10 protein-coding genes are annotated in these 13,108 nt (G+C 72.2%); 7 read left to right on the top strand and 3 right to left on the bottom strand.

All coding sequences use genetic code 11. From position 1 onward, the window contains the following. Nucleotides 1-2 precede the first annotated feature (2 nt). The 3 genes from ABT008_RS18875 to ABT008_RS18885 are packed head-to-tail and all read right to left on the bottom strand — an operon-like array spanning nucleotide 3 to nucleotide 4,994. Nucleotides 3-3,329 (bottom strand): helicase HerA domain-containing protein, encoded by a 3,327-nt coding sequence (locus ABT008_RS18875; RefSeq protein ID WP_350697515.1) that lies wholly within the window; start codon nucleotides 3,327-3,329, stop codon nucleotides 3-5. Then, nucleotides 3,329-4,003: a hypothetical protein gene (locus ABT008_RS18880; RefSeq protein WP_350697516.1), complete on the bottom strand. Its 675-nt coding sequence runs from the start codon at nucleotides 4,001-4,003 to the stop codon at nucleotides 3,329-3,331. Before ABT008_RS18880 ends, ABT008_RS18875 begins: the two co-directional genes overlap by 1 nt. After that, nucleotides 3,990-4,994, bottom strand: coding sequence for an endonuclease domain-containing protein (locus ABT008_RS18885; RefSeq protein ID WP_350697517.1), 1,005 nt, complete (start codon nucleotides 4,992-4,994; stop codon nucleotides 3,990-3,992). The genes ABT008_RS18880 and ABT008_RS18885 overlap by 14 nt, the downstream gene beginning before the upstream one ends. Nucleotides 4,995-5,387: 393 nt before the next feature. Between ABT008_RS18885 and ABT008_RS18890 the strand changes: the two genes are divergently transcribed. From ABT008_RS18890 to ABT008_RS18920, 7 genes are read left to right on the top strand one after another with little or no spacing between them, the layout of a single operon-like run. Next, the gene (locus ABT008_RS18890) at nucleotides 5,388-6,569 is read left to right on the top strand and encodes a cytochrome P450 (protein ID WP_350697518.1); all 1,182 of its coding nucleotides are present in this window, start codon (nucleotides 5,388-5,390) and stop codon (nucleotides 6,567-6,569) included. Between the two features lie 4 nt (nucleotides 6,570-6,573). After that, nucleotides 6,574-6,792, top strand: coding sequence for a ferredoxin (locus ABT008_RS18895; RefSeq protein ID WP_117229869.1), 219 nt, complete (start codon nucleotides 6,574-6,576; stop codon nucleotides 6,790-6,792). Next, nucleotides 6,789-8,561, top strand: a complete 1,773-nt coding sequence (locus tag ABT008_RS18900; protein ID WP_350697519.1) for a fatty acyl-AMP ligase — start codon at nucleotides 6,789-6,791, stop codon at nucleotides 8,559-8,561. The genes ABT008_RS18895 and ABT008_RS18900 overlap by 4 nt, the downstream gene beginning before the upstream one ends. After that, nucleotides 8,558-10,165, top strand: coding sequence for an acyl-CoA dehydrogenase family protein (locus tag ABT008_RS18905; RefSeq protein WP_350697520.1), 1,608 nt, complete (start codon nucleotides 8,558-8,560; stop codon nucleotides 10,163-10,165). Before ABT008_RS18900 ends, ABT008_RS18905 begins: the two co-directional genes overlap by 4 nt. Then, nucleotides 10,162-11,847: an acyl-CoA dehydrogenase family protein gene (locus tag ABT008_RS18910; RefSeq protein WP_350697521.1), complete on the top strand. Its 1,686-nt coding sequence runs from the start codon at nucleotides 10,162-10,164 to the stop codon at nucleotides 11,845-11,847. The genes ABT008_RS18905 and ABT008_RS18910 overlap by 4 nt, the downstream gene beginning before the upstream one ends. A 47-nt stretch (nucleotides 11,848-11,894) precedes the next feature. Further along, nucleotides 11,895-12,173, top strand: coding sequence for an acyl carrier protein (locus tag ABT008_RS18915; protein WP_350697522.1), 279 nt, complete (start codon nucleotides 11,895-11,897; stop codon nucleotides 12,171-12,173). After that, the gene (locus tag ABT008_RS18920) at nucleotides 12,170-13,102 is read left to right on the top strand and encodes a 3-oxoacyl-[acyl-carrier-protein] synthase III C-terminal domain-containing protein (protein ID WP_350697523.1); all 933 of its coding nucleotides are present in this window, start codon (nucleotides 12,170-12,172) and stop codon (nucleotides 13,100-13,102) included. The genes ABT008_RS18915 and ABT008_RS18920 overlap by 4 nt, the downstream gene beginning before the upstream one ends. Nucleotides 13,103-13,108: the final 6 nt, after the last annotated feature.

Below are 13,108 nucleotides of genomic sequence, written 5' to 3' on the forward strand. Positions count from 1 at the left end.
ACCTACTCGTCGTGCTCGGGCGGGGTGCGGTCGGTGCCGCGTGCGCGGGTCAGCACCTCCTCGACGGTGAGCGGGCTGCGCGGGTGGTGGCTCAGCGCGAGTGGAGTCCTGATCTTGCGCGGTGCGGCGCCTTCGGCGGCGAGGTAGAACTCGCCGACGGTCAGCCGGGAGATGTCGGGTACGTCCCCGCCCTTGGCGCGGGCCATCTCGCGGGCCGCCTCGATCTGGATCGGGCTGTTCATCAGTCCGTACAGTTGCGTCGCGGCGTTGCCGGGGATGCGGTTGTGCAGGCCCTTCGGTGCTTGGGTCGCGAAGATCAGCCCCAGTCCGTACTTCCGCGCCTGGGCGACCAGGGCCAGCGTGCTCTGGGTGCAGGCGGTCATCGCGCCGGACGGTGCGAAGGTCTGGGCCTCGTCCATGATGAGCAGGCCCAGCAGCGGCCGGTCTCCGGCCGGGTTCCGTTTGATCCAGGCGAAGAGCGCCATCTGGAGTTGGTTGACGAAGCTCTGGCGTACGTCGTCGGAGGGCAGACCGACGAGGCTGACCACGGAGATCCGGGCCCGTTTGCCAGGTGTCGGGGTGAGCAGGACGCCGGGGTCCATCGGGGTGCCCTCGCCGCCGAAGAGCGGATCGTTGACCATGGCGGCGGTCAACGTCTGCGCGAGACCGAGACCGATCTTGTCGGCGTCGTCGAGGTCGATGAGGCCGTCGGGCAGGTCGGTCAGGGTGTCGATGAGTCCCTTCAGACGGGAGCCGCCGCGTCGGCCGTAGTGTTCGACGGCCTTGCGCAGCACGGCCAGGCCCAGGTGTGCCTTGGTGGCCCGGCCGGTGACCAGGGCGCGGGGCGCGAGGGACGCGACGGCCGCCTCCACCGCCTCGCCGAACTCGTCCGGGTCGTCGCGGACGCTGGTGAAGTCGGGCAGCGGTTGGAAGCTCAGTGGGCGGCCCGAGGTACGCCGTGGCGTCCAGACGACGACGTCGGTGTGGGCGAGGTAGTCCTGCGCCTTGGCCTCGTCGCCGGGCCGCCACTGTGCCGGTGGGGTGGGCCAACCTTCGCCGAGGCGGGCCAGGTCGTTGTTGGGGTCGAGGACGATGGCGGAGACGCCCTGGAGGGCGCACTCCTCGACGATGCGGCGGATGAGCACGGTCTTGCCCGAGCCCGAGCCGGCGAAGATCGTGGTGTGTTTGCGGAGTGCTTCGAGCGCCAGCGGCGCGGGCGCGTCGTCGTCGTATCCGTACCCGATCGTGAAAGCCGGCTCGCCCGGCGACCCGGCGGCGGCCGACTGGGCGCTGTCGGTCGGCTGAGCACCGTCGGCATGCTGGGCGCTGTCGGCGGGCGGTGAGGTCGGCTCGCCGTCCGAACCGTCCGAACCGTCCGAACCGTCCGAACCGTCCGAGCCGCCCGAACCGTGCGAGACGTCCGAACCGTGTGAACCGTCCGAACCGTGTGAACCGTCCGAGCCGTCCGAGCCGTCCGTGGTCCAGTTGTCCACGTCGGCGAGCGCGTGTTGCAGGAACTTGAGGTCCCGGGTGGGTCGGCGGTCGGCCAGCCATCCCTGTAGCTCCATGGTGGCCTCACCGAGCATGACCTGTAGCGCCGAGAGGGTACGCAGGTCCTCGTCGTCGATGCCGATGGTCTGCCCACCGGCCTCGGTGAAGGCGGTGGTGGCCTTCCGGGTGCCCGCGCTCGTCGACCATTCGCGGTTACGCAGCAGGAACAGCTTGCGTTTGGGCAGGCCGCCGGTGAGGGCGGCGGAGACGCACGCCTTGCGGAGTCGGGCCAGCGCGGCGTTGCCGTGGTGCTCGTCGCTGATCGCCCGGAAGCACCAGTGCACCTGGTCCTCGGTGCGTTCGTCGAGCGTCAGCCGGAGTCGGGCGTGCAGCGGCGGGTTGGTGCTCGGGGGCGGGTCGACGCTGAACGCCTCTCCGGCCTGACCTCGTTCCAGGATCCACGCGGTCAGCCCGGCGGCGAGCAGCGGCGGCATCGCGGCGTCCTCGGACGTACGCGCCAGCGGTGCGGTGATGTCGGCGGCGGCTCTCAGTTCGGCGAACCGGGCGTCGTAGTGGTCCGTCTCCCCAGCAGAGGCGGTGACCGGGTCGGGCCGGGGTGCGCGAGGTTCCGCGGCGGGCGGCTCGCCGAGGCTGACCAGTTCCCGCAGCTCGTCGTCGGCGAGGCAGGCCCGGATGTGCTGGTCGATCTCGATGAGGAGCTGTCGGGGCGTGAAGGTCCCCGCCTCGGCGAAGGCACGCGGGGACACCGGCCAGGAGGGGTACGGCGGCACGAAGCCGACGTCCTGGTAGCGCAGCGTGAAGCGCTTCTCGATGATCGCTCGGGCGAGGTCGGCGTCGTCGATCCGGCGCAGCTTCGGCATCTCCCGGAACCGGTCGGCCACCGTGTCGGCGGCGGTGGACTTGATGATCGTCCACGAGTTGGGGATGCAGGCCAGGACCGTCAGGGTCCGCCGCGTGGTCTGGCGCAGCGACATCAGTCCGTCCGCCATCCGGGCCAGCATCAGCGCCTGCTCGGGACTCATCGCGGCGGCACCCACCACGGTCGGGTCGCTCTGGATCGCGAGTTGGGCGATCAGCGTGTCGACCTGGTCGATCGCCACCACCGACGGACCGGTGAGCGCCAGCAGCCAGGAGAGTTCCTGCACGATCTGCTGGGCGGTACGCGGGGCACGGCGCATCCCCCAGGCCGCGCGTTCACCGGGCGTCACCTCCTCGGAGCAGGTGAAGTAGTTCTCCGCGACGTCGCGCTGGTTGATGTCCTCGGAGGCGTTCAGCGCCAACGCTCGGGCGGTCTCCTGGCACGTCCGGGCCACGTGTCGGTCGAAGGCACCGAGCCCGTTGAGGAAGGCGTCCAGCGCCGCCCGGGTCAGCTCGGTCTCGCCCATCACGGCTCGGCGGACCGCACGGGGTGCGCCGACCCGCATCGAGAGACGACGCAGCAGCAGCTTGAGTTGGGTCTCCCCGGTGCCGGGCACCGGTCGCTGGAGACCGTCTGTCATGGCGTCCAGCACGCTGTCCCAGAACGTACCGGCGTCCAGCAGGCTGACCAGGAAGAAGTAGCCGCCCTCGTCCTGCACCTGCTGGCGTACCCAACCGAGCAGGTGGGTCTTGCCGGACCCGCGCTGGCCCTGCACGACCAGGCCGAGCGGACTGCCGCCGGTGCCGCTGCGGGCCTCGGCCACGGCGGCGAGCACCTCCCGGAGGACCGGTTCGTGCAGCCCCTCGACGTGGAAGGGCAGTGGCTGCCACACGTCGTCGGGAACCGGTGCCCAGTTGAACCGCAGTGCCGCCAGCGCGGCGTGCTCCGCCTCGCGCATCACACGCCGATCGCCAAGAGGTGGTTGTCCTGCCCGCCGACCCGCAGGGCCGCCGCGATGTCCGCCTCGGTGAGCGTCTTCTGGTTGGACTCGGGGACCAGGGTGACGCCCTCTTCGCGGATGAGCCGGCGCAGCGCGTCGTCCAGGTCGTCCCGCTGCACGTCGGCGAAGAACGGGCGCAGCCGCCGCAGGCTCACCCAGGCGCCGGGTTCGGCGGCGAGCGCACGGTAGGCGCTGACCACGCGGGCCCGCAGCGGCCCGGCCGGCTCGGACGCCGACCCGATCGGCTCGTACGCCGCAGTGGGTGCCGGAGCGCGGACGTCGCTGAGCGCGAAGAGTTCGGTCAGCGTGGCGCAGCCGCTGCGCGCCAGCACGCGGTCACGAAGGTTGCCGTGCAGGGCGGTCAGCGCCGCACCGAGCGCCGATGCCCCGCGCAGCGTGAAGTCGAGCTCGGTCTGCACCCGGACCCAGCCCTTGTCGTCGAGCTGGAGGGCGTAGGTCGAGCCGCTCTTACGGCTGGCCACGTAGTGCAGGCGGGTGAGCTTGTCCCGTTGCGGCTTGCGGACGTCCAGGCCGTACCGCTGACGCAGTTCGGTGTTCAGCACCTCCCGCGCCTCGGCCATGAGCACGACGAGGATCGCGCTCTCGGATGCGGTCAGGTCATCGCCGGCCATGAAGAGGTCCTTCCGGTATGCCCCGGCGACGGTTCCGCAGATACGCACCGATCTGCTGGACCACGGCGCCGACGTCGTGGATTACTCGTGCGTTGGTGAAGCGCAGGACGGCGTACCCGTCCAGTTGGAGCTGGACGTCCCGTTGCCGGTCGGCCTCGAAGCGATCGGGCCGGCAGTGCTCCGGACCGTCGATCTCGACCACGCACCGCTCGTCCGGCCACAGCAGGTCGAGCCGGACCGGTGCGCTCAGTGGATGGGACTGGTGGCTCTGGTTCCATCGCCGCCCGGCCGCCCAGCTCTCGGCGGCCAGCGCCGCTTCGAGCAGCTTCTCGACGTCGCTGGCGGGATGGGGCTTCCCGACGACCGCCTGGCCCGACTGGCCGGCCGGTGCGGGTGACGGCGGCGGCATCTCGACCCGGTACGCCGGGAGCCCTTCGACCCGGGCGGCACCTTCTCCGGTCAGCCAGACGGCCGGGCCACCGTGGTGCACCAGCCACCCGGCCCCGGCCGCGACCACGGCGGCGTCGGCGGCGTCCGGTTCGACCAGCATCACCACCGTGCGCCGACCGAACGCGTCAGCGACGAGGCGGGTCAGCGCGGCGGCCCGGGTACGCAGCGGGAGCGTGGTGGGGGCTCGTCGAGCGCTCACCGCGAAGACGGCCAGGTCCGGCAGGAAGGTGCCCGGGTAGTGGTCACGACGTGCCCGTGCCCCGGCGGCGGCCCGGATTGCGGCCAGGCCGGCGGTGTCCGGCCGGGTCGTCTGCGCCGCTTCCGGCAGCCAGGCCGGCAGCAGCTCGACCGCGACCTGTTCGAGTCGATCCACGGCCGCGTGCACGACGTCGGCCGGCATCGCGTGGCGTACCGAGGGACGGTGCACGACGGCGACCAGTTCCCTCTGGTCACGGGCGATCACCGTGGCCAACGCGTCGATGCGCGCCTCGGGCAGGGCGATCACCCGATCCGAGGGGAGGTCGAACGGATTCCGGCTCATCGCGTCGGGTCCGAAAGATCAGCGAGCGGGGTGGTGAACAGCGTTATCGACCCCTCCCACCATCGACCCCTGACGTCCGGGAACAGGGTACGAATCCGTTTCGGAAAGCGCTACAGCGCTCGGCGCCAGTGGAGTGTCGCCTTCCGGACTTCGGAAGAATTCCCGCTCTCCGATAGCCGCGAACGATGCGATTACCATTCACGGCCGGCGCAAGACCGCCTCGGCGGCGGGTACGACCGACCGTCGACCGAACGGCCCATACCCGGTCGGGTATGCCCGATCGGGCGCTCTTTCCGCCGCCCAGCGGTCCCTTATCGAAACTCTCTCACCTCCGCAGACTCGTCTTCGATGAGACAAGCGGGGGAGAGAGGGGCGGTACCGGTGAGCAGAGCCGTGGCCACGGAAGACGTCGCGCAGCTACCCGAGCTGCCTCTGGAACGTAAATGTCCGTACCAGCCGCCGGAGGAATACCGGGAGCTGCGGGAACGCGGGACGGTCACCCGGGCGCGGCTGTACGACGGCCGTCCGGTCTGGGTGGTCACCGGGTACGCGGCGACCCGGACGATCCTGGCCAGCCCGGACACCAGCGTGGACGTACGGCAGCCGAACATGCCGCTGCCGGTGCCCGGAATGGCGGGGCTGCGGCAGAGCGGTTCGGCGACCATCGAGGCGTTGCTGCGGACCGATCCGCCGGAGCACTCGCGGCAGCGGCGGGCGGTGCTGCCCAGCCTCACCTTCAAGCGGATCAGCGCGTGGGAACCGGAGATCGTCCGGTACACCGACGCCTACCTGGACCGGATGCTGGCCGAGTCGCCGCCGGTGGACCTGCTCGACGTGTTCGCCAAGCCGCTGGTCGCGGAGGTCCTGGGCCGGCTGCTCGGGGTGCCGGAGGCGGACGTCGAGCACTTCCAGACGGTCACCTACAAGCGGTTCAACCCGGTCCGGTCGATGACCGGCTACCTGACCCACCTGCTCACCGACGGTCGGGACGACCTGCGGGACGGTCAACTGCGGGATCTGGCCGAGCGGATCGACGAGGGTGAGCTGACCGTCGAGGAGGCGGCCGGGCTGGGCATCGCCATCGTGCTGGCCGGGCAGGACATCACCGTCAACACGCTGGGCATGAGCGTGCTCACGCTGCTCGCCGAGCGTACCCAGCTCGACCTGCTGCGGGCCGAGCCGGAGCGCTGGCCGGACGCGGTCGAGGAGCTGCTGCGGTACCTGTCGCTGACCGGCGCCACGGTCCGCGTCGCCACCGCCGACCTGGAGGTGGACGGCGAGCTGATCCGGGCCGGTGAGGGCATCGTGCTCCTGCTCCCCGGGGCCAACCGGGACGCGGAGCGGTTCGCCGATCCCGACGTGCTGGACGTACGGCGGGCGGCGCGCGGCCACCTGACCTTCGGCTTCGGCATCCACCAGTGCGTCGGCCAGCACCTGGGACGGCTGGAGCTGCTGATCGCGCTGCGGGCCCTGTTCACCCGGCTTCCCGGTCTGCACCTGGCCGTGGAGGTCGAGCAGATCCCGGTCCGGCAGGGCGTGGTGTTCGGGCTCGGTCGGCTGCCGGTGCGGTGGTGACCCGATGACGGTCCTGCTCACCGTCGCGGCGGAGCGGTGTCTCGGTGCCGGGCACTGCGTCCGGCTCGCGCCGGAGGTGTTCGACGAGGACGACCACGGGACGGTCGTGCTGCTGGTGGCCGAGCCGGAGCCGGATCGGGTCCCGGCCGTCCGGGAGGCCGCACAACTGTGCCCCAACCGAGCGATCTCGATTCAGACGACTCAGCAGGAGCGTGAACGGTGACCAGCTTCAGTGCCCGGATGGAGGTCAACGCCGCGCAGTTCGGCGAGCGGACCGCGTTCACCTACGTGGCCGACCCGATGCGCGACGACGCCCCGATCAGCTACTCGTACGCCCAGATCCACGACGCGGCCCGTCGGGTCGGCGCGCTGTTTCAGGACCGGTTGGGCGCCGGTGACCGGGCGATGCTGCTCTATCCGCCGGGCCCGCAGTTGGCCCTCGCCGTCCTCGGCTGCCTGTACTCCGGGGTGATCCCGATCGTGGTGCCGGTGCCGGACGGGCAGCAGCACCGCAGCCAGCGACTGACCGCGATCGTCCGTAACGCGCGGGCCGCCGCCCTGCTCACCGAGGAGCGGGTGGCCGGTGACGTGACCACCTGGGCGGAGGCGGCCGGGGTGGGCGACCTGCCGCGTCTGGTGACCGACGCGACCGCGCTGCCCGACGTCGGGCGGTTCCGCGCCCTGCCCGACGACCCGGACCGGATCGCCTTCCTCCAGTACACGTCCGGGTCCACCAGCCAGCCCCGGGGCGTGGTGGTGACGCACGGCAACCTGGCCGACAACGCGGGGGTCTACCAGCGCATCCTCGGCGCGCCGTCGGACGCCCGGCACGGCGGCTGGCTGCCGATGCACCACGACTTCGGCCTGATCGGGCTCTTCCTCTCTCCGCTGTACGTCGGCAGCACCACCGTGCACATGCCCGCCTCGGTGTTCCTGCGACACCCGCAGAGCTGGCTGTTCCTGGTCGACCGCTTCGACGTGCAGATCTCCCCGGCGCCCAACTTCGCCTACGAGATGTGCCTGAACCGGATCGCCGAGGAGAGGCTCGCCGGCCTGGACCTGTCCCGCTGGCGGGTGGCGGTCAACGGCGCCGAGCCGGTCCAGGCGAGCACGCTGGCCCGCTTCCGCGACCGGTTCGCGCCCTACGGCCTGCGGCCGGAGGCGATCGGGCCCGGATACGGGCTGGCCGAGGCGACGCTTGCGGTCACCTGCGCCGGGCAGTACCGACTCCCCCGGATCACCCGGGTCGACGCCGCGCACCTGGGCCGGGGGCAGGCCCGACCGGTCGGGCCGGACGCCGACGAGGCAACCCGTGACCTGGTCGGCTGCGGCACGACGTCCGAGATGGACATCCGGATCGTCGATCCGGAGCGCCACGTGCTGCTCCCCGACGGCGAGGTGGGCGAGATCTGGCTGCGCGGCCCGAGCGTCGCGCGCGGGTACTGGGAGAACCCCGAGGCCACGGCCGCCGTCTTCGACGCCGAGACCGCCTGCGGCGAGCGCGGCTTCCTGCGCACCGGCGACCTCGGGGTACGCCTCGACGACGAGCTCTACATCTCCGGGCGGATCAAGGAACTGCTGATCATCCGGGGGCGCAACCTGTACCCGCAGGACCTGGAGGCCGAGGCGCGCACCGTGCATCCCGCGCTGGCGCTCGGTGTCGGTGCCGCGTTCAGCGTGCCGGTGCCCGAGGAGCAGGTGGTCCTGGTGCACGAGGTGCGGGCCGGACGGGCGACGCCGGAGGAGTTGGCCCGGATCTCGGCGGCGGTGCGGCACCGGTTGTCCCGCGAGTTCGGGGTGGAGGCGAGCGTGCTGCTGGTCCGCCCGGGCGGGGTGTCCCGGACCACCAGCGGCAAGATCCAGCGGGTCGCGGTCCGTCGCGCCTTCCAGGAGGGCTCGCTCGCCGGCACGTACGCCGACCTCACGCCGGAGGTCCGTGCCCACCTCGACGCCGCCGACCGGGACCGCGAGCTGGCCGGGGTGGCCCGATGAGCGCCGTCACCACCACCTCGCCGGGCCTGCTGGACGCCGCCCTGGCCACGGCCGAGGCGTTCCGCCCGGACCGGGTCGCCGAGCTGGACCGGACCGAGACGTTCCCCACCGACGCCGTACGACTGCTGGACGAGCTGGGGGTGCCCGACTGGTACGTGCCGGCGCGCTTCGGCGGCGCGTCGACCGATCACGCGCAGCTCGTCGAGGTGGTCCGCACGATCGCCCGGCACGACCTGACCGCCGCGATCGCACACGCCAAGACCTACCTGGGTGCGGTCTGCGTCTGGGTGGCCGGCGACCCGGAGCAGGCCGAACGGCTCGGCGCGCGGGTCCGGGCCGGTGCGGTGGTCTCCTGGGCGCTGACCGAGCGCGAGCACGGCAGCGACCTGGTGGCCGGGGAGCTGACCGCCACCGAGTGCCCGGGCGGGTACCGGCTGGACGGCGAGAAGTGGCCGATCAACAACGCCACCCGGGCCGGGACGATCTGCGTGCTCGCCCGCACCTCGTCCGACGGCGGGGCACGCGGCCACAGCCTGTTCCTGGTCGACAAGGACCGGCTCGCTGCGGGCAGCTACCGCACGTTGCCGAAGGCGCGTACGCACGGCATCCGGGGTGCGGACATCAGCGGCATCGCGTTCGACGGCGCGGTGGTGCCGACCGAGGCGCTGGTCGGGCGGCCGGGCGCGGGTCTGGAGATCGTGCTCAAGGCACTCCAGCTCACCCGGGTGATGGCGGCCGGGCTCTCGCTCGGCGCGATCGACCACGCCCGGGAGCTGACCCTGCGGTACGTGCGGGAGCGGGAACTCTACGGCCGTCGGCTGATCGAGCTGCCGCACGTGCGGCGCAGCTTCGGGGAGATCTCCGCCGCCGCGCTGGTGGCGGAGTCGGTGGTGCTGTTCGCCGGGCGGGCGGCCGGTGCGCTCACCGGCGAGATGAGCGTCTATTCGGCGGTGGCGAAGGCGCTGGCGCCGACCCTGGTCGACGAGGCGATCGCGCGCTGCGGCGAGCTGCTCGGCGCCCGCGCGTTCCTCACCACCGTGTACGCGGACGGCGCGTTCCAGAAGCTGGAACGGGACCACCGCATCGTGGGCATCTTCGACGGCAACACCTTCGTCAACCGGCACTCGCTGATCACCCAGTTCCCGCGTCTGGTGGCCGGATGGCGGCAGCAGGTCCGGGACGTCGCCGGGCTGCGGGGCGTCGAGGTCGGCGCGCCCACCGACCCGGGCCGCCTGGAGCTGTTCTCGCGCGCCGGATGCAGCCTGGTGCAGAGCCTGCCGTTCCTGGTGGAGCAGGTCCGCACGTCGGCACCGGAGAGCGTGGTGCGGCTCGCCGCGCACGTCCTGGACTCCGCCGAGCGGCTGCACGACGAGATGGCCGCCCTGCCGCCGCAGGGCGTGACGGCCGGGGTCGAGGCGTTCGAGCTGGCCCGACGGTACGAGTGGTGCCTGGCCGCCGCTGCCGTACTGCACCGGTGGTCCGCCGAGCCGGCCCGGCCGGAACTGGCCGCCACGCTGGCCCTGATCGTCGGCCGCCTCGGCGGTCTCCGGCCCGATCCCACCGCCTTCGACCGGCTCACCGACGACCTCAAGGAGCTGTCATGACGGCCCCCGCCCGGCTGGACGAGCTGGAACGCCTGCTCGGCGACCCGTCCGACGACGGCAACCCGACCGGCGCCGCCGCCGCGCTGGCCGCCGACGAGAAGGACGAGGTGTTCGGCGCCGCCGAGCGGGCCCTCGACGCGTACTGCCTCAACGCCGAGTTCGTGCCGCGCCGCCACGGCGGGCGGCTGGCCGGGGCCGACGACCTGATCCAGGTGCTGCGGACGGTGTTCCGGCGGGACCCGTCGCTGGGCCTCGGCTACGGCGTCAGCTCGTTCATCTCGTCGGTCAACGTGTGGGCCTCCGGCTCGCCGACGCAGACCCGCTGGGTCGCCGACACGCTGCTCTCGAACCAGAAGATCGCCTCGGCATACCACGAGCTGGCGCACGGCAACGACTTCTCCCGCGCCGAGTTCGCGGCCCGGCCGGGCACGACCGGCGGGTGGCGGCTGACCGGGCGCAAGGAGGTGGTCACCAACGTCAAGCGGGCACGTGGGCTGGTGCTGCTGGCCCGCACCGACGAGCGGCCGGGCAGCCGCAGCCACTCGCAGATCCTGGTGGACAAGCAGACCGTGCCGGACGGCGCGATGCGCGACCTGGCCCGCTACCCGAGCGTGGGCATGCGCGGCGTGCAGTTGGGCGGCATCGAGTTCACCGACTGCCCGGTGGACGACGAGGCGGTGGTGGGTCGGCCCGGTCAGGGCATCGAGACGGCGCTGCGCTCGTTCCAGCTCACCCGCACCGCGATCCCGAGCATGCTCGCCGGTGTCCTCGACTCGGGCCTGCGGTCGACCATGGACTTCGCCGCCGACCGACGCCTCTACGGGCACCGCGTCGCCGACCAGCCCGAGGTCCGGCGGCTGCTCGTCGACGCGTACCTGGATCTGTTGATCTGCGACAGCCTCGGCCTGGTCGCGGCCCGCGCGCTGCACCTGCTGCCCGGCCAGACCAGCATGTACGCCTCCGCCGTGAAGTACCTGGTCGCCAAGCGGCTGATGGACTCGATGCACCAGCTCTCCCTGGTGCTCGGGGCGCACTTCTATCTGCGCGAGGGCCGGTACGCGATCTTCCAGAAGCTGCTGCGCGACCTGGCCCCGGCCGGGTTCGGGCACGCCGCCCGGGTCGCCTGCCTGGGCACCATGCTCCCCCAGGTGCCGCTGCTGGCACGACGCGGCTGGGTGCAGCCGGAGCCGGCCGACCCGGCGCTGTTCCGGATCGGCGAGGAGCTGCCCGAGCTGCCGTTCGAGCGGCTGCGGGTCTCCGCCGGTGGGCTGGACTGCCTGGCCGGGTCGCTGGGCGCGGCCGTCGACCGGCTCGGTGACGGGTCGGAGCAGCAGCGACTCCGTCGGCTGGCCGAGCAGTTCCGGGCCGAACTCGGTGACCTCGCCGAGGCGGGAGCCGCGCTGCGCCCCTCGGACCTGGGCGTGGACGCCCGCGTCGAGGTGCTCGACCTGCCCGCCCGGTACGCCACCGTGCTCGCCGCCTCGGCCTGCCTGAACGTCTGGCTGGCCCGCGACGACGACCCGGCCTGGGTCACCGCGGCGCTGGACCGGCTGGCCCGCAGCCTCGGCCGGGCGGGCGACGACAGCCCCGGCCGCCACCGCGAGCCGCTCTATCAGGAACTGGCCGCCCGGCACGCGGAGCGACGCAGCTTCGACCTGTCCCGCCGGGCGTTGCCGGGGTGACCCGGGAGCCAGTCCGCACCGCCAACCATCCGAGGAAGGAAACCCACATGGCATCCAACGCCGAGGGCGCGGGCGACCTGCGTTCCTGGTTGACCCGCTGCGTCGCGGAGTACCTGCGCCGGCCCGAGGACGAGATCGACCCCACCGTCCGCCTCGCCGAGTACGGCCTGGACTCGGTCTACGCGCTCGCCCTCTGTGGCGACATCGAGACGCACCTGGACATGCGGCTCAGCGAGACCCTGGTCTGGGACCACCCGACCATCGACGAACTGACCGCGCACCTGACCGAACTGATCGCCGAGCAGGAACCCGCGGGTGCCCGGTGACCACCATCGAGGCGGTCTCCGCCTATCTCCCGTCGTCGGTCGTGCCGATCGAGGAGATCGGTGCCGAACTGGCGATGGACCCGAAGCAGGTGGCGACGTTCCGCCGCTTCTACGGGCTGTCCGAGGTGCGCTACGACCCGGACGGCGACCTGGCCCAGATGATGATCAACGCGGCCGGCAAGCTGACCGCGCTGACCGGACGCGAGAGCCAGGTCAGGTACGTGCTCCAGGCCCGCACGTTGCAGACCGTGGCGCCATACCCGGAGAACCCGCTGCACCAGGTCCGCACCGCGCTCGGCCTGGAGCACGCGGTCTCGTTCGCGGTCACCCAGCACGCCTGCGCGTCGGGTCTGCTCGCCGTGCACCTCGCCGGTGAGCTGCTGGCCGCCGACGGCGACCCGGACGCGTTGGCCCTGGTCTTCGCCGGGGAGAAGGCGTTCACCCCCACCGCGCAGCTCATCCCGAACACCACCTTCATGGGCGAGGGTTCGGCCGCCGTACTGGTCGGCCTGGGCGGCGACCACGACCGGCTGCTGGGCTACGCCACCCGCACGTACGGGCAGTTCAACGCCGGTCTGCGGATGGACGCCGCGCGGGCCGCCGAGTTCGAGGCGATCTATCAGGACGGTCTCGCCGAGGTGGTCCTGGCGGCCGTGGCGCAGGCCGGTGTCGCCCTCTCCGACGTGGACCTGATCCTGCCGCACAACGTCAACCGGCTCTCCTGGGTCAGGCTGTGCAAGCAGCTCGGCTACCCGGTGGACCGGGTGCTGCTGGACAACGTCGCCTCGACCGGCCACTGCTTCTGCGCCGACTCCTTCATCAACTACCAGACGGCCCTGGAACTGGAGCGGCTCGCGCCGGGCGACCGCTACCTGATGGTCGCCGTCGGGCTCGGCGCGACCTTCTCCGCCATGGTCTTCGAGCACTAGGAGGCA

This window comes from Micromonospora sp. NPDC002389, assembly GCF_040296095.1.
Classification (GTDB): domain Bacteria; phylum Actinomycetota; class Actinomycetes; order Mycobacteriales; family Micromonosporaceae; genus Micromonospora.

Coding starts and splice junctions, on each gene's coding strand:
- ABT008_RS18875 (WP_350697515.1), bottom strand. CDS start 3,329: ATGCGCGAGGCGGAGCACGCCGCGCTGGCGGCACTGCGGTTCAACTGG.
- ABT008_RS18880 (WP_350697516.1), bottom strand. CDS start 4,003: ATGGCCGGCGATGACCTGACCGCATCCGAGAGCGCGATCCTCGTCGTG.
- ABT008_RS18885 (WP_350697517.1), bottom strand. CDS start 4,994: ATGAGCCGGAATCCGTTCGACCTCCCCTCGGATCGGGTGATCGCCCTG.
- ABT008_RS18895 (WP_117229869.1), top strand. CDS start 6,574: ATGACGGTCCTGCTCACCGTCGCGGCGGAGCGGTGTCTCGGTGCCGGG.
- ABT008_RS18905 (WP_350697520.1), top strand. CDS start 8,558: ATGAGCGCCGTCACCACCACCTCGCCGGGCCTGCTGGACGCCGCCCTG.
- ABT008_RS18910 (WP_350697521.1), top strand. CDS start 10,162: ATGACGGCCCCCGCCCGGCTGGACGAGCTGGAACGCCTGCTCGGCGAC.
- ABT008_RS18915 (WP_350697522.1), top strand. CDS start 11,895: ATGGCATCCAACGCCGAGGGCGCGGGCGACCTGCGTTCCTGGTTGACC.